Origin of the sequence: Streptomyces phyllanthi, from assembly GCF_009377205.1 — a bacterium.
GTDB classification, from domain to species: Bacteria; Actinomycetota; Actinomycetes; order Streptomycetales; family Streptomycetaceae; genus Streptomyces; species Streptomyces phyllanthi.
This window is the reverse complement of record NZ_VJZE01000026.1, coordinates 16,569-41,777: the sequence shown is the minus strand read 5'-3', so window position 1 is coordinate 41,777 and position 25,209 is coordinate 16,569. Positions and strand designations below refer to the sequence as shown.

Below are 25,209 nucleotides of genomic sequence, written 5' to 3'. Positions count from 1 at the left end.
CTCCAGCCCTCCACCAACTCCGCACGCTCGTCGGCCGTGAGCATCGGCAGACCCGACAGGCGCACCTCCGCGTCACCGGCGACCGCGCCCAGCAACGTGATCAGGTGACCGGTCAGCCTGGAGATCGTCGCCGCCTCGAACAACGCGGTGCTGTACTCCACCACCCCGACCAGGTCCGCGCCGTCGTCCACCACGATCAGCCGCAGATCGAACTTCGCGACCACATCGGTTCCGACGTCGCCCGGGTCCTCGACGTCGTAGTTGAAGAACGCCTGGAACAGCGGGGTGCGGGACCTGTCCCGCTCGGTCACCAGCGCCTCGACCAGCTGCTCGAACGGCAGGTCCTGATGGGCGAAGGCCCCCAGCGCCGCCTCTCGCACCCGGCCCACCAGGTCGGCGAAGGACGGGTCGCCCGACAGGTCGGCGCGCAGCACCAGGGTGTTGACGAAGAACCCGATCAGATCCTCGGTCTCGGCGCGGTTCCGGTTCGCCACCGGGGTTCCCGCCACGACGTCGTCGGTTCCGCAGTACCGTCCCAGCAACGCGGCATACGCGGCGAAGAGCACCATGAACATCGACGCGCCGCTCTCGCGGGCGACCCTCCGCAGCCCTCGCGCTGTCCCCGGGGGGACGGCGAACCGGGTGACCGTCCCCGACGACGACCGGACCGGCGGACGCGGGTGGTCGGTGGGCAGTTCGAGCACGGGCAGCCCGTCCAGCCGGTCCCGCCAGTAGGCCAGTTGCCGGTCCAGCACGTCGCCGGTCAGCCAGGCCCGCTGCCAGAGCGCGAAGTCGGCGTACTGCACCGCGAGCGGCGGCAGCGGATCCGGCTTCCCCGCACGGAACGCCGCGGTGAGGGCCGAGAGTTCGCGCCGGAGGATCCCGCCCGACCATTCGTCGAAGGCCGCGTGGTGCAGGGTGAGCGACAGCACGTATCCGGCCTGGCCGAGCCGGATCAGGCAGGTCCGGATCAACGGGCCGGCGGCCAGGTCGAACGGGGCGACCGCGTCGAGGGCGACCAGCCGGTCGGCCGCCCGCACCGGCTCCGCCGCCGCCGACACGTCGGCTATCGGCAGCGGTACCGGGCCGGGCGGGTCGATCACCTGACGGGCCGTCCCGTCGGGGCCGGCGACCAGCCGGGTCCGCAGCGCCTCGTGCCGGGCCACCACGGCGTCCAGCGCGGCGCCCAGGGCGCGTACGTCGGTGTCCGCCGCCAGCGGCACGCGCATCGGCACGTTGTACTCGGCGGACCCGGGTTCGAGCTGGTCGAGGAACCACAGCCGCTGCTGGGCGAAGGACAGCGGCAGCGCCTGGTCACGGGGCGCAGGCGTCACCGGCGGGACCGGGGTCCGCACCGACGGCCCTTCGACGACCGCGGCCAGGCCCCGCACCGTGGGCTGGTCGAACAGGGCGGCGAGCGGCAGCTCGACTTCGAACGCCCCGCGCACCCTGGAGATCACCTGCATGGCGAGCAGGGAGTGGCCGCCGAGTTCGAAGAAGTCGTCCAATGCCCCGATCGGGTCCACTCCCAGGACCTCGGCCAGGATCCCGGCCAGCAGGTCCTCGGCGGGTGTCGCGGGCGCGACGTACGGGCCGTCCAGGTCGGGGCGGTCCGAGCCTGGGTCGGGGAGGGCGGCCCGGTCGATCTTGCCGGCCGGAGTGAGCGGCGGCGCGGCCAACTCGGTGAACGAGGCCGGAATCATGAAACCCGGCAGCCTGCCCCGCAGATACTTCCGCAGGTCGGCGGGGCCGGGGACGCTCGCGCCGGGATCGGCCGGGACCAGGTAGGCCGCCAGCCGGGACCGCGTCCCGTGCCCGGCCAGCGCCACGACTGCGGTCCGGACGCCGGGGTGGCCGGCCAGTGCGGCCTCCACCTCACCCAGCTCGACCCGGAATCCGCGCACCTTGACCTGGTCATCGGTCCGGCCCACGAACTCCAGGTCACCGGCCGCGGTCCACCGCACCCGGTCGCCCGTCCGGTAGAGCCGCGTCCCGTCCCCCGCGAACGGGTCGGCGACGAACCGCTCCGCGGTGAGGGCCGGGCGGCGGCCGTAGCCGCGCGCCACCTGCGGTCCGCCGATGAACAGTTCCCCGGTGCCCCCGGCGGGCACCGGCCTCAGCTCCTCGTCCAGGACGTGCAGGGTCGTGTTGGACAGGGCGGAGCCGATCGGTGGCGCCTCCCGGGTCTCGGGATCGACCTGCCCGGTGGTGACCATCACCGAGGCCTCGGTCGGCCCATAGGTGTTGACCAGCCGGCGGTTCCGCGCCCACGCCCGCGCCACCCGCTCGGTGAGCCGCTCGGCGCCCACCAGGACGGTGCCCAGGCCGGGCAGGTCCTCCGGTGACAACACGCCCAGCAGTGACGGCACCACGCTGGCGGCCTGCACCGCGCCGGCCTGGAGCATCGCGGTCAGCCGGGACGGCTCGGCCCGCTCCTGCCCGGTGGCCACCACCAGTGTCCCGCCGCACGCCAGCGTGGCCGCGATGTCGAGCACGGCGGCGTCGAAGCTGAACGAGGCGAACTGCAGCATGCGCACTCCGGGAGCCACCCCGAGCACGGGTCCCAGCCCGGCCACCAGATTGGCCAGCCCGGCATGGGGCACCTGGACGCCCTTCGGCGTCCCGGTCGATCCCGATGTGTAGATCGTGTAGGCCAGCCCTGCCGGGTCCACCGGCACCGGTTCAGGAGGCGCGGTGGGCAGCGCGGCCAGATCCGCGCGTACGGCCGGGTCGTCCAGCCACACCACCCTGCCGTCGTCCACCGCTTTCGCGACGGCGCCGTCCGGGACGCCCACCGCGGTCCGGTCCCCGACCAGGACGGCGGCGCCGCCGTCGGTGAGCATGAACGCGAGCCGCTCGGGCGGGTAGTCCGGATCCAGCGGCAGGTACGCGCCACCGGCCTGCCACACCGCCAGTACGGCTGCCACCATCTCCACACCGCGGGGCAGGTACAACCCCACCGCGGATTCCGGCCCGACACCCAGGGCACGCAGATACCGGGCCAGCCGGGCCGACCGCCCCACCAGCCCGGCGTAGGTGAGCGACCGCTCCCCGCACACCACCGCCACCGCGTCCGGGTGGGCCGCCGCCCGGGCGGCGATGAGCTCGTGCACTGCGACGAAATCGGCCTTTTCCCCGTCGGACGGGTGATCGGAAGCCACTGCCAACACCTCCGCCTGAACGCGGCGTTCAGGAAATCGTGGGACCGGAACCGCCGCCGGCCTGCCGGACGAACTGCTTGTCGTACAGATCCGCGTAGAGGCCGCCCGCCTCGAGCAGCACCTCATGGGTGCCGCGTTCGACGATCCGGCCCCCGTCGACGACCAGGATCTGGTCGGCGTCGCGGATGGTGGACAGCCGGTGCGCGATGACCAGCGAAGTACGGTCGGTCAGCGCGGTCTTGAGCGCACTCTGGATCGCCGCTTCGGACGCCGAGTCCAGATGCGCCGTCGCCTCGTCCAGGACGACGATCGGTGGGGCCTTCAGGAGCAGCCTTGCCAGGGCGATCCGCTGCTTCTCGCCTCCGGACATCCGGTAGCCCTGGTCGCCGACCATCGTGTCCAGGCCGTCGGGGAGCGATGCGATGAGATCCCAGATCCGGGCCGCGTCGCAGGCCTCGACCAGCTCGGGTTCGGAGGCGTCCGGCCGCGCGTACAGCAGGTTGGCCCGGATCGTGTCGTGGAACAGGTGGGCGTCCTGTGTCACCACGCCTATCGAGTCGCGCAGCGACGTCAGCGTGAGGTCGCGGATGTCGTGCCCGCCGATCCGCACGGTTCCCGAGACCGGGTCGTAGAACCTGGGTACCAGGTGGGTGATGGTGGTCTTCCCCGCGCCCGACGGACCGACCAGCGCCGTGAGCCGCCCGGCCGGAGCGAGGAAGCTCACCTCGTTGAGGATCAGGGCCTTGTCGCTCCGCTCGGGTACGGGGAGTGAGATCGACTCCAGTGAGGCCAGCGAGACCTCCGCTGCGTTCGGGTAGCGGAACGAGACCTCATGGAACTCGATCTCCGGTACCGCGCCGTGGCCGTTGGCGGCGGCGCCGGCGCTCGCGCCGACGCGCAGCCTCTTGGCTTCGGGCCGCTCCGCGACCAGCGGCTTGAGGTCCAGCACCTCGAAGACCCGGTCGAAGCTCACCAGCGCGACCAGGACGCCGACCGGCAGGCTGGACAGCTGGTTGACCGGGCCGTACAGCATGGTCAGCAGGGTGATCATGGCGACCAGCGTGCCGACCTGGAACTCGCCGTTGACGACGAGGGCGCCGCCGACACCGAGCATCAGCGCGAGGGCGAGCGTGCTCGCCAGGCCGATGACGAGGGCGAGCGTCTCGCCGGTCACGTCGGTCCTCACGCCGACGTCGCGGACCCGGCGCGCACGCCGGGTGAACAGGGTGGACTCCTGGTCGCGCCGCCCGTACAGCTTGACCAGCATCGCTCCGGCCACGTTGAACCGCTCGTTCATGAGCGAGCCCATCTCGGCGTTGAGCTGCATGGTCTCCCGGGTGAGCCGTTCCAGCCGGCCCCCGATGATCTTCGCGGGGAAGATGAGGAACGGGATGGTCAGCAGGGCGGCTACGGCCAGCTGCCAGGACAGGTAGAACATGGCGACCAGCACGAGGACCAGGGTCAGCAGGGTCTCCGCGGTCTGCGACAGCAGCACAGTCACCGCCTGCTGCGCCCCTACGACATCGGTGTTCAGCCTGCTCACCAGCGCACCGGTCTGGGTACGGGTGAAGAAGGCCAGCGACTGCTCCTGCACGTGCGCGTAGGCCTGGACCCGGAGATCGAAGATCAGGCCCTGTCCGATCCCGGCCGACATCCGGGCCCGGACGTAGTCGGTTCCGGCCTTCAGCAGGGCCAGCCCGGCGAGGGTCAGGGCGAACCCGACGACGACCCCCATCCGGCGCGGCACGATGCCCTCGTCGATGACCTTCCCGAACAGCACCGGGGTGAAGGCCGCGAGGCCGGCGCCCAGCAGCGTGACGGTCATCAGTAACAGCAACAGCCAGCGGTACGGGCGGACGTAGGGGACGATGCGCCGGATCGTCCCCGGCCTGAGCCGCTGGCGGGGCCCCGGCCGATCTTCCGCTTCCCTGCCGTCCAGTCCCGGGGGAGCTGGAACCGTCCTGCCTGTCATTCGACCGACTCCGTCTCCTACCCGTCCTCCACAATCGCTATGTGCTGATGGCAGAGAAACTCTGGGAAAAATAGACCAGCAGATTGCATTCTTCGTCTGATGTGTGCACGCCGGTGACGGCGCCGATCAGCAGAAGATGGGTCGTTCGCTCGATGATGTCGTCGACCTTGCAGATGAAATTCGCGGGGGCGTCACCCAGGATCGGGACGCCTTCCGCACTCGGCCGCCAGTCACCGTGGTCGAACCGTGCGGTTCCGCGGATCCCGGCCACGTTCCCGGCGAACACCTCGGCGACTTTGCGGTGCTGCGTGCCGAGGATGTTGACCGCGAAGGCGGGCACATCCTTGATCGCCTCCCCCAGCCGGCTCCGCCGGTTCACACCGACGACGAGGGAGGGGGGATGCAGCGACAGCGACGAGACCGCCGTGGCGGTCAGCCCGCACCGTTTGCCGTCGGCAGCGGTGGTGGTCACGACGCACACGCCGCTCGCCAGCCGCCGCATCCCCCGGACGAAGCCGTCGGCCAGGTCCATGATCAGTTGTTACCGTGCAGTCGGCGGAGGAACTCGTGGTTGGCGGGCAGCGACGCCGCGAGCGAACCCTGCTGCTCGCGGACCTCCTGGAACACGGTCTCGGCCCGCGCCACCGACCGTTCCCGGTAGGTCAGCGTCGGCGGGCCGTCCGGGATCAGGCCCAGTCCCGCCAGGATGCAGTAGTAGTTCCCGTTGTTCCAGAAATTGCGGAACTCCGCCTCGAAGTTGCCGTAGTACGTGCTCACGTCGGTCACCGGCTGGTCGACCGGGATCCCGGCCTTGAACGCCTCGATCTTGGCCGAGATGCTGTCCGACAGCCGCAGTTCCTTGTTCGCCGCCCAGAAAGGCGTGTCGTTTCTCGGCGAGAAGTAGTAGTGGATCTGCAGGAAGTCGCGGGAGTCGTCGAACATGGTCTCGATCTCGCGATTGAAGCGGTCGCTGAGCACCGGATTGAAGGTCTTGTCCGGGAAGTGTTTGACGAGCTGGTAGAGCGCGCCGTAGATGAAGTAGAGGCCGGTCGACTCCAGGGGTTCCAGGAAGCAGGACGACAGTCCGATGCCGACGCAGTTCTTCACCCAGGCGCGGCGGTTGCGGCCGACCCGGAAGCGGATCTGGTTGAGCTCGGCCTGCGCCGGGTCCAGGCTCCACAGATCACAGAAGTCCTTGGTGGCCTCGTCGCGCTCGGTGAACCGGCTGGAGAAGACGTAACCGCTGCCGAAGCGGCCGAGCATCGGGATTCTCCAGGTCCAGCCCGCGCGCATCGCGATCGACGAGGTGAAGGGCTCCACCCCGTACCGCTCGTCGTCGTGCGGAACCGAGGCCGCCACCGCGCTGTCGCACAGCAGATAGTCGCTCATGTCGACGAAGGGCTCGGCCATGGCCTTGTTGATGAGCAGTCCCCGCGTTCCGGAGCAGTCCACGAAGAAGTCCGCGCTCAGCGTCCGGCCGTCCTTGGTCCTGAGAGCCGTGATGTGGCCGCGCTCGTCGAGCACGGCGTCCTGCATCTCGCCCTGGACGTGCTCGACGCCGAACCGTTCCGTAGCGACCCGGCTCAGGAACGCCGCGAGCCGGTGGGCGTCGAAGTGCCACGCGTAGTTCGTGGCCCGCCGGCCGTCCAGCCACCGCGGCGACTTGTTGGCGTCCAGGAGGGGCGGCTCCTTGAAGCAGGCGTAGGCGAAATCCTGGTCGGTGCCGCCGGCCTGCTTCTTGTTCGCCCAGTAGTGGGAGAGCGGGAACTGGTCCAGCTCGGGGAGCAGGCCGAAGAGGTGGTAGAAGTAGTCGGTGCCCCGGCCCATCTTGCGGGGCACCGGTGCGGCCTGGCCGGGTGTCCGCCAGTTGATGTACTTGATGCCCATCTTGAAACTGGCGTTCACCTCGGGCATCCACTCGTCCTCTTCGATGCCGAGCTGATCGAAGAAGGCGCGCTGGAGGTTCGGGATGGTGGCCTCACCGACACCGATCTTGGGGATGGACGGCGCCTCCAGGACCGTGAGGCGCACGCTGCCCTGAAGGTGGCTGCCGAGGTAACAGGCGCTCATCCAGCCCGCGGAGCCGCCGCCCAGGATGACGACGCTCTTGATCCGGTTGTCCACGGTCACCAGCGCCATTCGTTCTGGCCGTAGAGGTGGTCGGCCTTGACGCCCTGGGCGGCGCACCAGCTCATGAACTCCTCGACCTGCTTGAGCTGGACGGAGTCCTCGTTGTACGAGGTCGCCATGACATGGCCGACGAGCCACTGCTCCTCGCCCATGGCGTAGATGTAGGCCTCGCCGGCGCCCAGCTCGGACACGATCGTGCTGGCCTGAGCCGCGTTGGAACCCGAGAGCGTCCGCGAGTCGCTCATCTTCTTGCTCACCGGCCGGACCAGCAGCGCCTGGTACAACCAGGTGAGCGGAGCCCCGGCGCATTCCATGCCCAGGAACGCCACGTCGATCTTCCCGACATGGCGACGCATGTGGCGGTAGAGCCCGGGGTCGATGCCGGAGGAGTCCGCTCCCACGAAGATCTTCCGCCCACCGAGCTCGAGGAAGTACGTCGACTTGGCCCGGATGTCCAGGTCGGCGTGCTCTCCGAGGAACGGCGCCGCGGTCACCTTTCCGCCCGGGAACTCCACCTCGGAGAAGTCGTCCACCTCGATCACGGGCAGGCCGACGCGCTCCAGGTAGAGCGCCAGCGACGGATCGCAGATGTTGCCGCGCGACGAACGCGGCACGACGACGGCGCCGACCCGGCCGCGCAGCTGCAGCAGCGTCTCCAGCACGATGTGGTCCTGGTGGCCGTGGGTGAGCAGCACCAGATCGATGTAGTCGGGCAGGTCCCGGTAGGTGTACCGGCCGGACGCCGTGCTGTCGGCGCTGACCCAGGGGTCGGTGATGATCGCGGCTTCCGGTGTCTGCATGACCAGGCAGGCGTGCCCGAAGTAGCGGATCCGGCCGCCGGCGTCGATGTGCCGGTCGCTCGCCAGGTCGGGCGCGTCCGTCAGGAGCCCGTTGAGCTGTTCGGCCTCGGAGTCGCCGAGTTCCAGCGCCTCGCGCAGACGGGCCTGCGTCGTCGGTTCGATCCGGGCGCGGAACAGGTCCACGAGGCCAGGGTGGCGGAACGGGATCGGCAGGTCGAGCACGCCGGGGGACGGCAGCCGCGGCGTACTGAGGATGAAGGGCCGTTCGACACCCGACTCGAGCGACAGCTGCACCGACTGCCGGTCCTCGGAATAGACGCTGCTCTCGTACACCACCGGCTCGTGGAACCGGATCGACGCCTGGTTGCTGACGTCGTAGGCGAGCTCCACCAGCCCGGAGAGCTCGGGTGGCAGCTTCGGGTAGAGCGGTGTCAGGTCGAACCCGGTCGCTTCCCGCCCGATGAGCTCGTCGGCCTCGGCGATCGCCTCCGCGAAGCGAAGCTGCTCGGCCCGATCGCGCTTGATCGAGGCCAGCAGCGCACGTACTTCTCCGCTGCGCTCCTCAGGGATGTTGACGAAGAAGCCGCCCCGCAGCTCGGGGTTGACACTCGCGTTTATGTGTACCTGTGGAGACTGCAGGTACGACTCGAGCAGCGGCACCTGAAGGAAGGCCAGGTTCATCGCCGACTGGACCGGGGCCACATTGTGCATCCAGGCATAGAACCGGTCAACGAGCGGTTCTATGATCGCGTTCGGACGAAGAAATCTTGGCTCGTCCATTTAGGTTCTCCTTCAGCAGTCCGGTGCTACTCAGTCGACGAGTACTTCGGCTTCTTCTACGACCTTCAGGCGCCCGGTTCCCTTGAGGGTGGTCAGGTCGATATCGGCGATGCAGCGCACGGGGTCATCGTTGAGAATGAGTGTTCCCTCGACGTGCACGCTACCGCTGCCCTGGTCGAAATCGGCTCCGCTGGTGTCGGAGGCCGAGCGGTCCAGTTGAATTCCGAGATCGGTGCCGCCACGTGTCTCCGTGAACTTGATGAACACCGTCCCAATCTCGTCCAGCCGGGTCCTGAACTCCTCCAGCGAGGGGTTCGGTCCGCCCACCACCACCGGCTGATCGGTGGACAAGCGCTGGGTCAGTTCATCCATGGATTACCCTCCCGAGGGCGATGTCTTCACCGGCTGTCCGCTCAGCTCTGTTCCGACTCGGCGTAGGCGAAGGCCAGGTCTTCCGGAATCTCGAACTTCAGGACCTCCGTACAGAACTCCCGCCATTCGGGAGTGACGTCGGAGAAGAGCCGCTTGTCCTTGTCCTTGCCGACCGGGCTGATCAGCACGGTGAGTTCGTCACACAGAAAGACCGGCTGCTCATCCGCGATGTCGTGCTCCTCCGCCGCCGCGCCGGCGGCCCAGCCGGGGAACTTGCGCAGCTCACCCAGTGAATAGGCTTTGCAGTACTTCTTCACCAGTAACCCTCCAGAAGTTCCCGCCTTCAGGGACCATTCGGCGCCAGACGGACTTTACGACAACGGCGCTTCCCTATCGAGAGCGTCAGCCGCGGATCCCGGAAGCGCACCTGTTCAACTGGCGCGATTCGTCGGTTGAACGCGAGGTCACCATGTCTTGTTGGTGGCGTTCTTGGGTGTCATGGTTCAGTGATCTCATGCCGCGGGGCCTGCGACCATTTCACGGCCGGCCCCGAGACCGCGCTCTTTCCGGAAGCGAGATGTAGCCGATGAGCAGCACCGAGGGCCTTGACGAAGAAGCCCACGTCGTGGTTGTCGGCGGTGGACCAGGGGGATCCACGCTGGCGACGCTGATCGCGATGCGCGGACACCGTGTCGTCCTGCTCGAGAAAGAGAAGTTCCCCCGGTGGCAGATCGGCGAGTCGCTGCTCCCGTCCACCGTCCACGGGATCTGCCGCCTCACCGGAGTCGCCGACGAACTCGCCAAAGCCGGGTTCACCAAGAAACACGGCGGCACAATGCGCTGGGGTTCGAACCCCGAGCCGTGGACGTTCTCCTTCTCGGTGTCGCCAAGAATAGCCAATGAGACTTCCCATGCTTACCAGGTCGAGCGGAGCAGATTCGACCAGATCCTGCTCGACCACGCGCGGCACATGGGTGTGGACGTCCGCGAACAGCACACCGTCGTCGACGTGATGGACAGCGACGGCCGGGTGCGCGGGGTGACCTACACCGACGCCGAAGGCACCAGGGGAACGATCCGCGCGAAGTACGTCGTGGACGCCTCGGGCAACAAGAGCCGCATCCACCAGCGGGTCGGGGCGGCCCGGGAGTACTCGGAGTTCTTCCGCAGCCTCGCGCTCTTCGGCTACTTCGAAGGCGGCAAGCGCCTGCCCGAGCCCAACTCGGGCAACATCCTCTGTGCCGCCTTCGACAGCGGCTGGTTCTGGTACATCCCGTTGAGCCCCACTCTCACCAGCGTCGGCGCGGTCGTGCGGCGGGAACTCGCCGACAGGATCCAGGGCGATCCCGAAGAAGCGCTCACGTCACTCATCGCCGAATGCCCGTTGATCACCGAGTACCTCCAGGGCGCCACGCGGGTCACCGAAGGCCAGTACGGGCAGTTGCGGGTCCGCAAGGACTACTCCTATGCGAACACGAGATTCTGGCGCCCCGGCATGGCACTCATCGGCGACGCGGCGTGCTTCATCGACCCCATCTTCTCCTCCGGCGTGCACCTGGCCACTTACGGCGCGCTGCTCGCCGCGCGCTCCATCAACAGCGTGCTCGCCCAGGCGGTCGACGAGGACACGGCCTTCCGCGAGTTCGAGGAGCGGTACCGCCGCGAGTACAGCGCGTTCCATGACTTCCTCGTGTCCTTCTACAACCTGCACGTCGACGAGGCCTCCTACTTCTGGTCCGCCAAGAAGGTCACCGACAGCACCGGTTCCGAGCTGGAATCGTTCGTCAGCCTGGTCGGCGGGGTGTCCTCGGGCGAGGCCGCCCTGGCGACGAAGCAAGGGCTGGTACAGCGCTACAAGAGCCAGTCCAGCGAGTTCGCGGCGGCGGTGGACGAGCTCGCCCGCAGTGCGGAACCGAGCATCCTGCCGCTGATGCGGGCCTCGGTGGTCAAGAACGCCATGCAAGAGGGAGCCAACGAACAGATCCGCGCACACCTCGGGTCGGACATCGGCCCCGAGACCCCGCTCTTCGACGGCGGCCTGATCGCCTCGCCCGACGGCTTGAGCTGGTCACCGCCCGCCTGACCCACGGACGCGACCGGCAGCAGAAGGATTCCCATGAGGATAACCAGGCCAGCCGCACATGCGCGTGTTCCGCTCGATCAGATCGATCTGACGGACACCGGCCTCTACGTCAACGGAGACGCCCACCTCGTGTGGCAGACGCTCCGGGCCGAGCGCCCGGTGTTCTGGCAGGACCGGGGAAACGGCGACGGGTTCTGGGCCGTGACCCGGCGGGCCGACGTCCACCGCGTGCTCAGTGATCACGAGACGTTCAGCTCCGAGGGCGGGACCGCCATCTCCATGCTCGACGCGCCGGACCCGGCCGCCGGCCTCATGATGCAGTCGACCGACCCGCCCCGGCACCGGAAGTACCGTGAGCAGGTCGGCAGGCCGTTCTCCGCACGCGCCGTGCCCGCCTACACCGACTTCGTACGGTCGTTCGTCAAGGAGTCCATCGAACCGGCGCGTGACGGCGAAGTGTGGGACGTGGCGTCATCGTTCGTGCGGCTGCCGATGGCCCTCTGCGCCATGATGATGGGCCTGCCGGAAGACGACATCGACCCGCTGCTCCGGCTGGCGTACGCCTCCCTCGCACCGGATGATCCCCGGTACAGCACTCATGGCTCCACGAAGCCCACCGCCGGTTCGGCCCATTACGAGATCATGGGCTACTTCGCGAAATGCATCTGGGATCGGCGCAGGAATCCCACCGACGATCTGACCAGCTACCTGATGTCGATCGAGATCGCCGGGCGGCGCCTGACCGACGAGGAACTGCTGTACAACTGCCTGAGCCTGCTCCTGGGTGCCGTGGTCACCACCTCGCACGTCGTCAGCGCGACGATCATCGTGCTGGCGGAGGAGCACGGCGGGGAGGGCTTCTGGCCGGACGCCATGCGGGCGCAGGCGGCCGTCGAGGAGGCGTTGCGCTGGGCCTCTCCGGTGACCCACTTCATGCGGCGTGCTCGCCACGACACCACAATCGCCGGCCAGAAGATCGCGGCCGGCGAGGCGGTCACCGCGTGGATTGCCTCCGCCAATCGTGACGAGAGCACGTTCGAGCGGCCGTACAGCCTTGATCTCGAACGCACGCCGAACCGGCACATCGTGTTCGGGACCGGTCCGCACACCTGCTTGGGCAGTCATCTGGCCCGGCTGATGCTGCGGACCTCCTTCGAGGAGTTGTGCGCCGCCATCGAGTCCTTCGAACTCGCCGACAAGCCCGTGCACCTCGCCTCGAACGAGATAGCCGGTGTGGTCAGCCTGCGCCTGAGAACCAAGTTCCGGCCCTAGTCAGGCCCTGTCGTTTGGATCATCCCGGCGTCGCGGTGTCTGGCACGCGCTCCCCCAAGCTCTCGGCTTCGCTCGCGGGGGGCCCGTGACCCCGCCCGGCTCAGCCTAAAACGCACCGCACCTCACAGCCGGCCTGACCCAGACGACAGGACCTAGTGCTGTGGCCGGAAAGGTTTGCCGAAAAGCTCGCGGCGTCCGGTGCTGGGGGCACCTCCCACGCCGTTCAGGCAGTGGGGGAGCATCGCAAGGCGGAGCATCGCCCGCGTACTGGATGTACTCGGGTGATGCGACAACGCGGCGAGGTGCCGTGCCGGGCGTCGCGAGCCGGTGAACCTTTCCGGTCACAGCACTAGCGGCCTGTCCGGCGGATCAGGGTCGGACAGGCCGCGGCGTCATGGGAATGCCCTGCTCGAGCGAAGCCGAGAGCTTGGGGGAGCGTGCTGGGCGTCGCGACGTCGCCAAGATCCATCAGAAGGGCCCTGGCGCCGAAGCCGCACGGCACGGCCTCCGCGGCTACTCCTCCCAGCCCACGGCGGGTGCCGGGTCTCTCTCCAGCACCACCGGGAGGCTGCTCATGCCGGTGAGGAAGTTCGAATAGATCCAGCGTTCAGGCCTGGCCTGCCGGATCGCGCCGACGAAGGCGCGCAGGCCGTCCAGCATCGCGCGGATCTCGATTCTCCCCAGGTAGGCGCCCAAGCAGAAGTGCCGCCCATAGCCCAGCGCCAGGTGCCTGTTCGGTGAGCGGGTGATGTCGAATCGATCGGGATTCTGGAACACCGCCTCATCACGATTGCCGGAGACCAGCCACAGGGTGACGAGGTCGCCCGCCCTGATCGTGCGGTCCCGCAGGCTGATATCCGCAGTGGCGGTGCGTCCGAAGTGCATCGCCGGTGTGGTCCAGCGCAGCACCTCCTCTCCCGCCACGTCGACGGACGACTCGCGGTCCTTGAGCGCCCTCCACTGATCGGGGTTCTGGATGAAGGCCCGGACGGCTCCGATCATGGCAAGTCTGCTGGTCTCGTCCCCGCCCATGATCAGGCTGTAGCAGTTGAGGACGATGTCGAGGTCCTTGAGGCGCCTGCCGTCCACCTCCGCGGTCGCCATCAGGCTGATGGGATCGGTCCCTGGGGCTTTGCGGCGTTCCGCCACGAGGTTCTGGAAGTACACCACGATGGCGCTGCGAGCGGCCATGTCGGCATGGGCTTCCGGATTCTCGTAATCCGATGCCAAAGCGGACTTGGTGAGCTTGGCGACTTCCTGCCGGTCTCCTTGGGGAATATCGAGAAGGTCACATATGGTCTCCAGCGGTATGGCGGAGGCTATATCGCGGGCGAAGTCACATTCCCCCTTCTCGATGGCTTCGACTATCAACTGCTTCGCGATCCGGCGCACATGGCGTTCGACCCCCGCGACGGAGCGCGGCGAGAACGCCTCGAGCAGGAGCTTGCGCATGCTCGTGTGATAATTTCCGTCACTGACCGCCAGCATGCTGCCGGCGCCCATGTCCCCGCCCTTGAGCATGGTCGCCAGGACATTGCCTTTCTCGGACGTGAAATTGACGTCGTCCCGTAGCACTCGCACGATGTCGTCATATCTGCTGACCACCCAGAATCCGGGCCCCTCGGACGTCTCCGTGTGCCAGTGCACGGGATCCTGCGCACGCAGAACTCGCCACACCTCGAGCATGTCATGGTCGAGGTAACTCTTCGGGTCCACGAGATTCGGCACTACGACCGAGGATCGGGCCATGGTTTTCCGTCGTCTCCTTCGCATGCGCATCTCATCGATGACGCATCAGGTCGAGGATCTCTCCGGTCTGAAACTCAGCCCGTCGGAGCGGAGCCGGTCAATCGCAGCAGTCGTTTGGTCGAGCAGGCCGATATCCGCCAACCAGCGGTCGGAGTAAAAGGTGTCCAGATACTTGGTGCCGTCGTCGGGGCACAGGCACATCGGAAGCGAGGTTTCCCGCCGACCGGTCCCGGTGACCATCGCGTAGATCACGCTGCCGCTTGAACCGCCTACGGTGATCTTGAGGTCATCCCTCAGGACCCTGCACATGGCGAAGGACTCCGCCGCGCCGATCGCCGCGAAATCGTCGTAGCAGGTCTCGTCGAGAAAGCTCGAGCGCAGGCTGGATCCGATGCCGGGCACCAGTCGCCGACCCGTGCTGTCGGTGATCGCCTGCGACCCCACCGCGTCGACCGCCACGATGCGCATGTCAGGGCGGTGGCGGCGCAGGTACGACGAGACACCGGCGAGCGTGCCTCCGGTCGAAACGGCGACGTAGACACCGTCACAGGCGGGGCCGCCCTGCTCGGCGATCTCCCGGCCGGTCGTGAGCTCGTGGATCCGGGGGTTGGCGTGATTCCGGTACTGGTCGGGCCACCGATAGCCGGGATTGCCGTCGAGCAGGCGGGCGACCTCGCGCAAGCGGCTGACCAGGTACCCGCCGTACTGGTCCGGCTCGTCGATGAGCACGGTCTCGGCTCCCCACAGGCTCAGCCGCTCGCGTGTCGCGGCCGGTGTCCTCGGATCGATGACCGCGATGCACCGGCAGTCGATCTGCCGCAGCAATGACGCCATCGCTATGCCGAGGTTGCCCGATGTCGATTCGATGACAACGGTGCCCGGAGTCAGTGGTCTTTCGCGCTCTAGCATGAGGATGAGGCCGCTTGCCGTGCGATCCTTGATCGATCCGGTGATATTTTCGCCTTCGAGCTTGAGCAGAAACTTGCAGTGCTTCCCGCGATATTCAAAGGCTGCGGTCACCGTAGGGGTAGGCCGGAGACTGTTCCGGAGAAAGGCGGCGACAGTACGCTCCGAAGTTCGGTCCACTGTCCAACCTCCCGGCAAAATGACGAGCGCCCGTAATAAAACGGCCCCAACCCTGCGAATAAACCTAGGGCAGGACCGATTACGGAGCTACCTCGTCACTTGGTCCATCGCCTCCGCCTTCCTCGGGCGTCCGGTCCGGGCCCGGCGGCGGGTCGGCGACGGCGGCCTCGCCGGCCAAGAGGGCACGCCCAACGGCCGGAACAGGCACAATGAGGGCATGGGCTTAACGAGTGGGGGCTGGGCGGGAAAGGGGCTGCAGACCGGGGCTGGTCCGCAGCGCCCGACCCTGACGGGCGTGCTGCTGGGAGGGGCGGCGACTGCCGAGTCCATCGGGCGAGCCGTGATCTCTGACGGCAGCCTGTCGAACGTCCCGGTGCTCTGCCTGCTCGGGCTCGCCGGCACACTGCCGCTGACCTTCCTGCCCCCGGCCGCGGCCGCGGCGAGCATCTCCGCTGTCACCGTCCTGTCACTGGTGGGCTTCCACACCCTCACCGTGGCGGTTCTCTGCGCCACCCTGATCGTCTTCCACCGGCTCGGCCGGAGGGGTCCACGGCACGGCGGCGCCCTGATGCTCACTCCGGTCGCGGCTGTCTCTTTCCTCGCACTGGCGCTGTTCAGCCATCCGGAGCGTGAGGTCGAGATTCTCACCGTCGTGCTGGCCTCGCTCTCGCCGGCCGCGGCCTGGGCTGGTTCCGCCCAGCGAGCACACATCGACGCCGAACAGCACGGGGCGGCCCGGCAGGCCATCATGGGCCGTCTGATGGAGCACACAGCCCGCGGCGAGCGTGCGCGCATCGCCCGCGAGCTGCACGACGTGGTCGCGCACCATATCTCCGTGATCGCGGTGCAGGCGGAGACGGCCCGGCTGACCACTCCCGGCATGCCGGCCGCCGGGGCGCAGCGCCTGTCCGAGATCGGCGATGCCGCACGGGCCGCGCTGACCGAGATGCGGCGGCTGCTCGGCGTACTCCGCGAGGACACCGCGATCGAGGACACTGAGGACCGCCACCCGCAGCCAAGCCTGAGGCAGCTCAACGAACTGCTCGACGACGTCCGGAACGCCCATGGCGCCGGGACGAGGCTGATCATGCGGGGCCGGCCGGTGACGCTTGATTCCGGCATCGAACTGGCCGCCTTCCGCATCGTCCAGGAGGCCCTGACCAACGCACGGCGGCATGCCCCGGGCGCTGCGGTCGACGTTGAGCTGGTCTACACCAAAGAGGCGTTACTTCTGCGCATCCGCGACAACGGGCCAGGGCCGCCCGCGGCGTCGTCCGGCGCGGGACACGGGCTGCTCGGGATGCGCGAGCGCGCCGCCGCGGTCGGCGGCCGGCTGAGCTCCGGGTCCGCGCCGAGCGGCGGTTTCCTGATCGAAGCTTCGTTGCCGGCCAGGGTGGAGCAGTCCCCGCTCAGCACGGTGGACACGGTGAACGTCGAGACGGGGAGCGTTCGGTGACCGGTTCGCCGCCAGACATTCGGATCGTCGTGGCTGACGATCATCTTGTGGTCCGCACCGGATTCGCCGCACTGCTGGACACCCAGCCGGACTTCACGGTGGTCGGCACCGCGTCCGACGGGTCGCAGGCGCTCCAGCTGTGCTCGGATCTGTCCCCGGATGTCGTGCTGATGGACGTGCGCATGCCCGGCATGGACGGCATCACCGCCACCCGGCAGCTCACCGGCGCACACCCGGGCAGCACGCGCGTCCTCATCCTGACGACGTTCGACCTGGACCATTACGTCTACGACGCGCTCTGTGCCGGCGCCAGCGGCTTCCTGCTCAAGGACGTCACCGCGGAGACCCTCTTCGAAGCCGTGCGGGTCGTCGCGAGTGGCGAGGCGCTCCTCGCGCCGAACGTGACCCGCCGCCTGATCGCGGAATTCACCCGGCTCCGCCCACAGGCTCAGGACGCGCCCGCTCCTGAGCTCGGCGCGCTCACGGCACGCGAGACCCAGGTCCTGCGGCTGTTGGCGCGCGGCTTGTCCAACGCGGAGATCGCCGGTCGGCTCGTGATCACCGAGGAGACCGTGAAGACACACGTGAGCCGGATCCTGACAAAACTGGAGCTGCGTGACCGGACGCAGGCCGTCATCACCGCCTACGAGACGGGGCTGATCGTCCCGCAGGCCCGTGAACCACGCACGTGACGGCAGTCCCCGGCCGACCTGCGTCCAGCTCGCGGGAGCCAGAGACCCGCGGTCATGCCACCCGCAGCGCCACCTGGGCGGAAGTCCGATTGAGCAGGTAGGTCTCGACGTGCTGCGCATGAGCGGAGACGATGCCGGCGAGGCGCTCCGCCGCCTGGTCGAGCTCGTCCAGCGGCACCTTGCCGCTGACGCGCTCCAGCATGAACAGGGCGTTCCGGCTGTCGGGCCGCAGCATCGTCCTGTGGCAGTCGCGGTGATTCCAGTGCCGCGTCAGCACTGCTTCCGCGTCCGCGTACACCACCTCACCGACGCGCGCGCTCTCCCACTCCCCCGGTTCACCGAGCGGCTCGAACATGTCGCCATCGTGGGCATGGCGGATCACGATGTCGCCCACCACACGATCGAGGTCGAAGGCGCCGGCAGGCAGGCCCCACAGCACGGACACGGCGTTGTAGGCATCGACGGCCGGGCTGATCGAGGGAAGTGAACCTGACTTGCGGACCCTCCGCAGCAAGGCGTCCACGCTGGGCCGAAATCGCCGGGGGTTGGTTCCGAAGGCGCGGTAGGCCTCATGCCATGACGCGATGTGATCGCTTTCCTCACCGAAGGCTGCAGCACGCCCATTCGCGACCGCTTCCCCTGCTTTTGTCCGAATATCCACGGCCTCGCGCCAGGGGGACGAGTTATCCAGATTCACTGCGAAGACGAGCCGGATCTCGGTCTCGGGGAACGCCTCGGAAACTTCCGGCGCGAGGATCATTTTCGCCACTGCTGTACCGTCCTCCGGGGATCGAGACGTGTCACGACTGCCGCCGGTGATTCTAGCGGCCTGCGCGTCCCTCCGACTGGAGTCCCCGGACAGGTGAAGAAAGGAATCTCGTCCGGTGGCGCAGCCGCGCCGTATACCCTTCCGGATCATTCACCACCAGCCTCCGGTGCAGATTCCGGATCTGATGATGCGGAACGCCCGGCCACAGGTGGTGCACCGTGTGATATCCGTCGCCGTGCGGGTGGATAAAGATTCGCGGCATCAGCCCCAGGTTGGAGATGGTCGAATCGAACACGGTATGCGAGCCGGTATAAATGTGCTCGTTGCACTCCCCGAGAAAACGCACGACAGGCAGCAGGACGCCGTATCCGAGGAGCCAGACGCCCGCCGCGGCCAAGGCGGCCGACCAGCTCCCCCAGACGATCCCCGCCGGAACGATCGCCAGTACGACAGCCCAGACGAACGGCATGACGGGAAGCCTGCCCAGCCCCCCTGAGGTCTCCTTCCACCGGCGCCGGTAGGCCGGCATCCGGCTGAGCGAATCCAGCGCGAACGACAGGATGCTCGCCCGGTCCAGCTCCTCCAGTCCGAACCGCCGGTAGTTGGCCAGATCAGGATCGTCCCGGGTTCCGAAGCGCCTGTGGTGCCGAAGGTGCGACACGCGATACACGTCGAGCCGCGACCCGGTCGGAACGCAGGCGAGCAGGGTGGCCAGCAGATCATTGAGGCGGCGGTTGTCGCGAGTCCAGTTGTAGTGGGACGCCTCGTGGGCCATGCACTCCAGCGCACGGAACTGCCGCCCCAGCAGCACCGCGCCGAATCCGGCCGCGGCCAGCCCGGCCACGATTGACCAGCCGGTCCAGAGGGCCGGCCAGGCGCAGGCTATGACGATCGTGACGATGACGGCCTGATCCACCATGGCCAGCGTGGTGGACAACCACAGCTTGGTCGTGTGAGCGTCGGCGACCGCTCGGCGCTCCTGCGGCGGCGTGGTGTATCCCCGTCGGAAGGGGCGGTCGGCAGCGTACCGGGTCGACGACCCCGTGGACGGGCTGGAGGGTTCACCGGGTGCGCTGGACATCGTCAGGCCTTGTCCAGGAATTCGATGATCGCCGAATTGACCTCGTCCGGGCGCTCCAGGTACCCGAAGTGACCGCAGGCCGGGATCTCTATGAAGTCACAGTCCGGTATGGCCTCGGCGACCTCCGCGGCCAGGTGCGGCGGGGTGATGAGGTCATGCTCGAAGGCGATCACCCGGCAGGGTACGGCCACATCCCGGAGCGCCTTCCTGCGGTCCTGGCTGGTGTCGACCCAGACCTGGCCGGCGCCCGCGTCGCCGCTCGGTGAGAGCCGGAACGTGTCCAGCCACAGCGGGATGGTGCGGTCGTCGTTCAGCGTCGCGGGCGACAGCGCCTGGATCGCCGCCGTCGCGGCATGGTAGTCGGGCGGAAGCGTGATGCCGCTTTCCTCCAGCGCCTGCTCCGCCTTGGCCTGGGCGTTCCGCATGGCGTCCGAGCGCGCCTTCGTCGCGATGAGCACGGCGCACCGAACCAGTTCGGGGGAACTGATCATCAGCTCCTGAGCGATCAGCGCGCCCAGCGAGGCTCCGACGATCCGGCACGGCGCGAGGGCCAGCGCCTCGATCACTCCCCTGGTGTCGGCGACCATTTCGGCCAGTGAATACTTCCCGGCGGGGACGTCCGAGGGCGGGATCCCCCGGTTGTCGAACGTGATCGCCTGGTACCCGGCCTCGCCCAGGGCGGGCGTCTGATGCATGGTCCAGACCCGGCCGGCGGCCGCGGACCCCATGATCATAAGGACGCGCTCGCCCCGGCCGAACCGTTCGTAGGCGATGCGGATGCCATTAGTGAAGACATACGGCATGACGGTAGGGACTATTCGCCGTCGAGCGCGATGCGCAGGCTCTTGGGTCGCATGTCGGTCCAGGTCGCTTCCAGGTATTTGTCGCACTCTTCCTTCGAGGCGCAAACCCCGGTTTCCGTCCAGCCGCCCGGAACCTCCAGATCAGCCGGCCAGAGCGAGTACTGCTCCTCGTGGTTGATGAGCACCCTGAAGCGCGCTTCCGGTGAATCGAAGTCAAAACTCACGGTTCGCATGGCAACCTTCCGCTCCCGGGTCAGGACATCTCCACTATCGCAATTCACGGCACATTTATTCAATGCCGTACCGTTCAACTGCCGCAATGGTTCAGTTGAACGGCCAGGGCGCGCCCGTTCACCGGGCGCGCCTCCGCCCATGAGGCAGCCCGGCTACGTCGGTGCCCGCCGGTCAGCCGCCGTCCGCCTCAAGGACCACCTTCTTCGCGTTAAAGCGACCTGCTTTGCCTATCACGTCGTCGCTGTAGAGCCTCAGCGCCTGCTGAAGCGAGAATTCCGCCATGTACCGGAGGAATTCCTCGCGAGTTTCCTCGGCGAGGGTCTGCATCCGCCGGTTGGCCACCACCGCAGGGCTCTGCAGACGGGCGAGGCACCTTTCGGCGGCCGCGTCCAGTTCATCGGATTCCGCGATCTCGTCGACCAGCAGACGGGCGTCCGGCTCGCTCGCCTGGATCCTGCGCCCGGTCAGGATGACCTGGCGGGACAGCCGCGGGCCGGCCCGCCGGGTCAACCGGAGGTTGGCGGCACCGGGGATGATGCCCTCGTCGGCTGCGGGAAGGCTGAGGTAGGCGTCGGCCGCGGCGAGCACCTGATCGAAGACGAGCAGCAGCTGGGCGCCTCCGCCGATGGCGAAGCCGTCCACCACGGCGACCCATGGCTTCTCGATGGTCGGCGAGTGCCAGCGCCCGCCGTCCACGGCCAGAACTCCGCGGAGCAGCTTGTGGATATAGCCGAGCTCACGCCGGAGCAGGAAGTCCACCAGCGAGATGCCGCCGGCGTGCAGCGCCTTGAGGTTGATGCCCGCGCTGAACACCCGCCTGCCCCGATAGCGCGGATGGGTCATCTCTCCGCCGCGCAGCAAGCCGACGCTCACGGCCGGGTCGAGCAGCGCGAGGTCCACCGCGGTCTCCATGTCGTCGACCTGGCGGTCGTCTTCCGCGTTCAGGCAGTCGTCCCGGCACATCGTCAGCCGTGCCACCCCGCCGGTGCGCTGCAGCCTCACCGACCCCAGGTCGGCGCTGCCGGTCCGGATGAACTCCGGGAGCAGCCGCAGTGCGCGAGGCGTCGGCCGCAGCATGGTGTCGAGCAGGTGAGGGCCTGCCACCGGCGAACGCAGCACGCGGCTGAAGAAGATGCCCTGGTCGATCTCGTGCCCCTCCTTGCCGGCCTGCGGCCGGAGTCGTTCGGCAGCGAGCTGGTCAGCGGTGGGCACCAGCCCGGGAAAGGCACCCGCGGCGGCCTCTGCGAGTGCTGCCAGGCGCAGGTGACGCGTGCGGCCATCGGTGAGCTCGTCATAGACCGCCTCGGCGTGGGCGTCCATGAACCGACAGCGCAGCGCACGAGCGGCGTCCTTGGCGGCGGCCGCGGTGGCCCGCTGCTCCGGTGACCGTTGGCCGGGCTCGGGCAGGGCCGCGAGTACGTCGCCGCCGCGGCGAGCAGCCTCGGCCAACGACTGCCGGGCAGAGGAGAAGTCCTCCGCGCGTACGGCCTGAGGATTCTCGCGCACGGCCGGCGGGCTCCCTGGCCCGGTCATCGGCCGGCCTCGGCAGAGGAAAGCCGCAGCGCGCGCTCGCAAGCCGCCAGGTGCGCGCCCAGTGCTTCCTCGAAGCTGACCGCGGGCGCGTCATGCATCAGCTGCCGCCTGATGGCCAGTTCTGGGCCGGGAATGGCCTCGGCCAGCTCCATCGCGGCCGTCAGCGCGGCCTGCGTGTCCACGGTCAGCTCGTCGATCAGGCCTGTCGCGACCGCGTCGGCGGCCGTGATGGGGATGCCGAGGAGTACCGCCCGGCGGGCCGCCGCGGAGCCCGCCTGCCGCACGATCCGGTACAAGGCCATACCGGGCCAGGTCACCAGCGCCCGCCTGGCCATGAGCAGCCGCAGCGAGGCGGTCCCGATGCGGTAGTCCGTGGCCAGGAGCGCCTCCAGCGCTACCCCGCCGCACTCGTCCGAGGCCACCGCGACCGTGGCGGCCGGGAGGCGCTCGAAGCGTCGCAGTGCGCGTTCCCACTTGCTCACCAGGGCTATGGTGAGGGCCTCGTTCGAGGGCTCTCCTGGGGCGCCTGACACATGCATGATGACCGTATTGCGGTCAGCGCGGTCCTCCACGCGGTCGCACAGGACCTCGAAGGCCGCCACGAGCTCAGCCGACAGGGGGCGCCTGCCGTCGACCCGGATGACCAGGTCGTCCCTCTCCCGTGTCACCACTGGACCAACGCCGTCTCGATCGTCGATCCCGGCCCCATCGTCATCAGCACTCCGTAATCGCCCGGCCTGGTGACGCCCTCGCGGACCAGCCGCTGGTAGGAGAACAGGAACGAGCCGCTCGACAGGTTTCCGTAGTCCCGCAGCACGCCGGTGGTGTGCCGTAGGTCATGGCGGGTCAGGCCCAGGTTGACACGGACCGCGTCGATGACCTTCTTGCCGCCGGAATGGACCAGCCAGTGACTGATATCGCTGCGGCGCAAACCGGTTCCCGACAGGAGCCGGTCGATGACGAGCTCGGCATGGGCGCCGACGACGTAGGGGATGCCCGGGTCCAGGAAGAAGCTGAACTTCCCTTGATCACCGTCCCAGTCGTAGCGCATGGCATCGAGGGCGTCCGTGATGACGTGGCTGGCGAACGAAAGAAGCCGCGGCCTTCCGGCGGCGGGCGCCGGCGGGTCGTCGGCGTGGCCGTCCGCCTGGTCTCCGCTGACTATCGCGATGGCGGCCGCGCCATCCCCGAACAGGCTGTTCACGACCGCGGTCCGCATCGTCGAGTCGAAGACGTAGGCAGCGGAGCATGCCTCGGCACACAGCATGACGGCCGGCTCGCCGGGGTGAGCCGCCGACCATGAGGCCATCACGCCGAGCGCGTTCAGCCCGGCGTTGCACCCCATGCCCACGACATCGACCCTGCTGCACGACGGCGCGATGCCCATCTCGCGGATCAGCAGGGCGCTCAGGCCTGGAGTGAGGAATCCCGTCGAGGTGACGCAGCACAGGTGTCTGACGTCGGCCAGCGCGGCACCCATGTCCTTCAGGCACGCGTCTATGGCCCGCGCTCCCATGTCGACCGCCAGCGCCTTGTGCTTGCCGAGCAGCTCTCCCTGGGTCTCCTGGACGCGGGCCCGATCGTCCCCGGGTGCGGGGAGCGTCAGGTAGCGCCGCTGAATGGCACTGTTCAGGAAGACGGACCGGACCTTGGTGTCGTCGATGCCGAATGCCTCCAGCACCTCCTCCTGGGAATACGCCTCCCCGGCCACGGCGGTCCCGATGCCGGCGATCTTCGCGGTACCAGTCGCCGCTGGATTCCGGACGCCGGAACTCGCGGGGCCCACGCACATGGTCATCGGTACGTCCACCCCCATCTGCGCCGCTGACTCCGCACAGGCGGCTCTGCCTTGATCATTGGCCTTCCCTTCCCGTAGGCGGCACCTGGTTGCTCATCACTTTTCGGTCTCGGCCACGATGAAGCGGGCGAGCCGGAGGATCCCTTCGGTGATCTCCTCTTCGGAGAGGTAGCTGACGGACAGCCGGATGCCGTACTCCCCGCCGTCACCCGGATAGAAGTACGACATCGGCGTCCAGATGACCCCGAATTCCTCGGCCGAGCGCGCCAAGGCGGCATTGCCCGCCCGGAACGGGACACGCATGGTCAGGAAGAAGCCCCCGGCAGGGGTGTTCCACCGCACCCCGAGGGCCGCTCGCCGGTCCGCCGGGAAACATCGCTCGAGTTGCCGCAGGGTGGACCGCATCGCGGTGGCGTAGTAGTCGGCCGCCTTGGCGTTGAGTTCCGAGACTCGCCCCTGGCAGGTGAGGAGCATCCCTGCCACGACGGCCTGGCTCAGCGGTGAGGTGTTCACCGTCACCATGCTCTTGATCTTGGCGAGCTCGGCCGCCAGCGGGCCGGTGCCGCCCGTCCGATCAGCGACCAGCTGGTCGGCCACGGCGAAGCCCACCCGGGCACCGGGGAAAGCGGTCTTGGAGTAGGAGCCCAGATGGACGACCCTGCGATCGCGGTCCAGTGACTTCAGCGTCGGCAGGTACGGCGCGGGGCTGACCAGGCGATAGGGGCTGTCCTCCAGGATCAGGATGTCCTCGCGGCGGGCGAGGTCGAGAAGTTCGTGGCGCGTGTGCACCGGCATCGTGGTCCCCGCCGGGTTCGAGTGGTCGGGCACTACGTAGAAGGCACGGGGACGCCGGCCCCGCGCGCGCTCCTTCCGGATGGCCTCCTCCAGGTCCGCGCAGCACAGCCCGTCCTCGCGCTCCTCCACCGCCGTCGGCTCGATGTCGAGCAGCCGGGCAGCGCCCGTCATCCCCACGTAGCACGGGCTGGACACCAGGAGAACGTCGCCGGGACCGGCGATGAGTGCCCGCAGCACCAGGAACATGGCCTCCTGGCAGCCCACGGTGACCACGATCGACTCCGGCCCGACGTCGATGCCCTCGTCCTCGCGCAGCGAGTTCGCGATCAGTTCCTGGATCCGCCCGGCTGTCGGGCCGTACTGGAAGATCGCGTCACGGATCCGGTCGGCGGAGCTCCCGCCCGCCGCCAGATGATCGATGTACTCGTGGAGATAGGCGAAGACCTGATCGACGTCGAAGAATCCGTCATAAGGCCTGCCCGGCGCGAACGAGATCGCCTCCGGATACCGAAAGGTGACCTCGTTCAGAAAATTCATCGTGTCCAGCAGCGGATCAGACAGACTGCCGTGCAGATCACCGATACTCAGCTCAACATACGGGATGTCCTGCGCCGACATTGGACCGCCACCACCTCGGCAAATC

Annotated in this window: 21 protein-coding genes; 4 read left to right on the top strand and 17 right to left on the bottom strand. The window is 68.2% G+C overall.

Translation table 11 applies throughout. The annotated features are described in order from the left end of the window. From FNH04_RS06700 to FNH04_RS06670, 7 genes are all read right to left on the bottom strand, one after another. On the bottom strand, window positions 1–3,161 hold a 3,161-nt coding region (locus FNH04_RS06700), incomplete at its 3' end, for a non-ribosomal peptide synthetase (protein ID WP_194236579.1). Between the two features lie 28 nt (window positions 3,162–3,189). Further along, entirely contained in the window at window positions 3,190–5,133 is a 1,944-nt protein-coding gene (locus FNH04_RS06695) for an ABC transporter ATP-binding protein (protein WP_152781297.1), read from the bottom strand. 37 nt (window positions 5,134–5,170) lie between these two features. Next, on the bottom strand, window positions 5,171–5,665 hold the full coding sequence (locus FNH04_RS06690) for a flavin reductase family protein (protein WP_152781295.1): 495 nt from the start codon (window positions 5,663–5,665) through the stop codon (window positions 5,171–5,173). A gap of 2 nt (window positions 5,666–5,667) precedes the next feature. Then, entirely contained in the window at window positions 5,668–7,272 is a 1,605-nt protein-coding gene (locus FNH04_RS06685) for a tryptophan halogenase family protein (RefSeq protein WP_152781293.1), read from the bottom strand. Beyond that, on the bottom strand, window positions 7,260–8,843 hold the full coding sequence (locus FNH04_RS06680; protein WP_152781291.1) for an MBL fold metallo-hydrolase: 1,584 nt from the start codon (window positions 8,841–8,843) through the stop codon (window positions 7,260–7,262). The genes FNH04_RS06685 and FNH04_RS06680 overlap by 13 nt, the downstream gene beginning before the upstream one ends. Before the next feature lie 30 nt (window positions 8,844–8,873). Further along, the gene (locus FNH04_RS06675) at window positions 8,874–9,215 is read right to left on the bottom strand and encodes an MbtH domain protein (RefSeq protein ID WP_152781289.1); all 342 of its coding nucleotides are present in this window, start codon (window positions 9,213–9,215) and stop codon (window positions 8,874–8,876) included. A 41-nt stretch (window positions 9,216–9,256) separates the two neighbouring features. Beyond that, window positions 9,257–9,532: a hypothetical protein gene (locus FNH04_RS06670; protein WP_152781287.1), complete on the bottom strand. Its 276-nt coding sequence runs from the start codon at window positions 9,530–9,532 to the stop codon at window positions 9,257–9,259. A 269-nt stretch (window positions 9,533–9,801) separates the two neighbouring features. On the opposite strand from FNH04_RS06670, the gene FNH04_RS06665 reads away from it, so the two are divergent. Together FNH04_RS06665 and FNH04_RS06660 are read left to right on the top strand one after the other, a co-directional pair. Continuing rightward, window positions 9,802–11,298 carry a tryptophan 7-halogenase gene (locus FNH04_RS06665; protein WP_152781285.1) on the top strand — a complete coding sequence of 499 codons (1,497 nt, stop codon included), beginning with the start codon at window positions 9,802–9,804 and terminating at the stop codon, window positions 11,296–11,298. Between the two features lie 33 nt (window positions 11,299–11,331). Continuing rightward, window positions 11,332–12,570, top strand: coding sequence for a cytochrome P450 (locus FNH04_RS06660; protein ID WP_152781283.1), 1,239 nt, complete (start codon window positions 11,332–11,334; stop codon window positions 12,568–12,570). A 513-nt stretch (window positions 12,571–13,083) separates the two neighbouring features. Here FNH04_RS06660 and FNH04_RS06655 read toward each other — a convergent pair. Then, window positions 13,084–14,319, bottom strand: a complete 1,236-nt coding sequence (locus FNH04_RS06655) for a cytochrome P450 (RefSeq protein ID WP_228031188.1) — start codon at window positions 14,317–14,319, stop codon at window positions 13,084–13,086. A gap of 45 nt (window positions 14,320–14,364) precedes the next feature. Continuing rightward, entirely contained in the window at window positions 14,365–15,405 is a 1,041-nt protein-coding gene (locus FNH04_RS06650; RefSeq protein ID WP_322722677.1) for a pyridoxal-phosphate dependent enzyme, read from the bottom strand. 217 nt (window positions 15,406–15,622) lie between these two features. Between FNH04_RS06650 and FNH04_RS06645 the strand changes: the two genes are divergently transcribed. Together FNH04_RS06645 and FNH04_RS06640 are read left to right on the top strand one after the other, a co-directional pair. Continuing rightward, complete coding sequence (locus tag FNH04_RS06645) at window positions 15,623–16,861, top strand: sensor histidine kinase (RefSeq protein ID WP_152781277.1); 1,239 nt, start codon at window positions 15,623–15,625, stop codon at window positions 16,859–16,861. Beyond that, the gene (locus tag FNH04_RS06640) at window positions 16,858–17,553 is read left to right on the top strand and encodes a response regulator transcription factor (protein WP_322722676.1); all 696 of its coding nucleotides are present in this window, start codon (window positions 16,858–16,860) and stop codon (window positions 17,551–17,553) included. Before FNH04_RS06645 ends, FNH04_RS06640 begins: the two co-directional genes overlap by 4 nt. Before the next feature lie 52 nt (window positions 17,554–17,605). On the opposite strand, the gene FNH04_RS06635 is transcribed toward FNH04_RS06640, so the two are convergent. From FNH04_RS06635 to FNH04_RS06600, 8 genes are all read right to left on the bottom strand, one after another. After that, window positions 17,606–18,313 carry a B3/B4 domain-containing protein gene (locus FNH04_RS06635; RefSeq protein WP_152781311.1) on the bottom strand — a complete coding sequence of 236 codons (708 nt, stop codon included), beginning with the start codon at window positions 18,311–18,313 and terminating at the stop codon, window positions 17,606–17,608. Between the two features lie 61 nt (window positions 18,314–18,374). Continuing rightward, entirely contained in the window at window positions 18,375–19,259 is an 885-nt protein-coding gene (locus tag FNH04_RS06630; RefSeq protein ID WP_194236576.1) for a fatty acid desaturase, read from the bottom strand. Between the two features lie 146 nt (window positions 19,260–19,405). After that, window positions 19,406–20,206 (bottom strand): alpha/beta fold hydrolase, encoded by an 801-nt coding sequence (locus tag FNH04_RS06625; protein ID WP_152781273.1) that lies wholly within the window; start codon window positions 20,204–20,206, stop codon window positions 19,406–19,408. Window positions 20,207–20,217: 11 nt separating this feature from the next. Continuing rightward, window positions 20,218–20,430, bottom strand: coding sequence for an MbtH family protein (locus tag FNH04_RS06620; protein WP_322722675.1), 213 nt, complete (start codon window positions 20,428–20,430; stop codon window positions 20,218–20,220). A 181-nt stretch (window positions 20,431–20,611) separates the two neighbouring features. After that, window positions 20,612–21,946 carry a (3,5-dihydroxyphenyl)acetyl-CoA 1,2-dioxygenase DpgC gene (gene dpgC / locus FNH04_RS06615; protein WP_386575628.1) on the bottom strand — a complete coding sequence of 445 codons (1,335 nt, stop codon included), beginning with the start codon at window positions 21,944–21,946 and terminating at the stop codon, window positions 20,612–20,614. Between the two features lie 23 nt (window positions 21,947–21,969). Next, on the bottom strand, window positions 21,970–22,641 hold the full coding sequence (dpgB, locus tag FNH04_RS06610; protein WP_322722674.1) for an enoyl-CoA-hydratase DpgB: 672 nt from the start codon (window positions 22,639–22,641) through the stop codon (window positions 21,970–21,972). Next, window positions 22,638–23,765, bottom strand: coding sequence for a 3,5-dihydroxyphenylacetyl-CoA synthase DpgA (dpgA, locus tag FNH04_RS06605; protein WP_228031192.1), 1,128 nt, complete (start codon window positions 23,763–23,765; stop codon window positions 22,638–22,640). Before dpgA ends, dpgB begins: the two co-directional genes overlap by 4 nt. Before the next feature lie 102 nt (window positions 23,766–23,867). Beyond that, window positions 23,868–25,184, bottom strand: a complete 1,317-nt coding sequence (locus FNH04_RS06600; RefSeq protein ID WP_228031187.1) for an aminotransferase-like domain-containing protein — start codon at window positions 25,182–25,184, stop codon at window positions 23,868–23,870. Window positions 25,185–25,209: the final 25 nt, after the last annotated feature.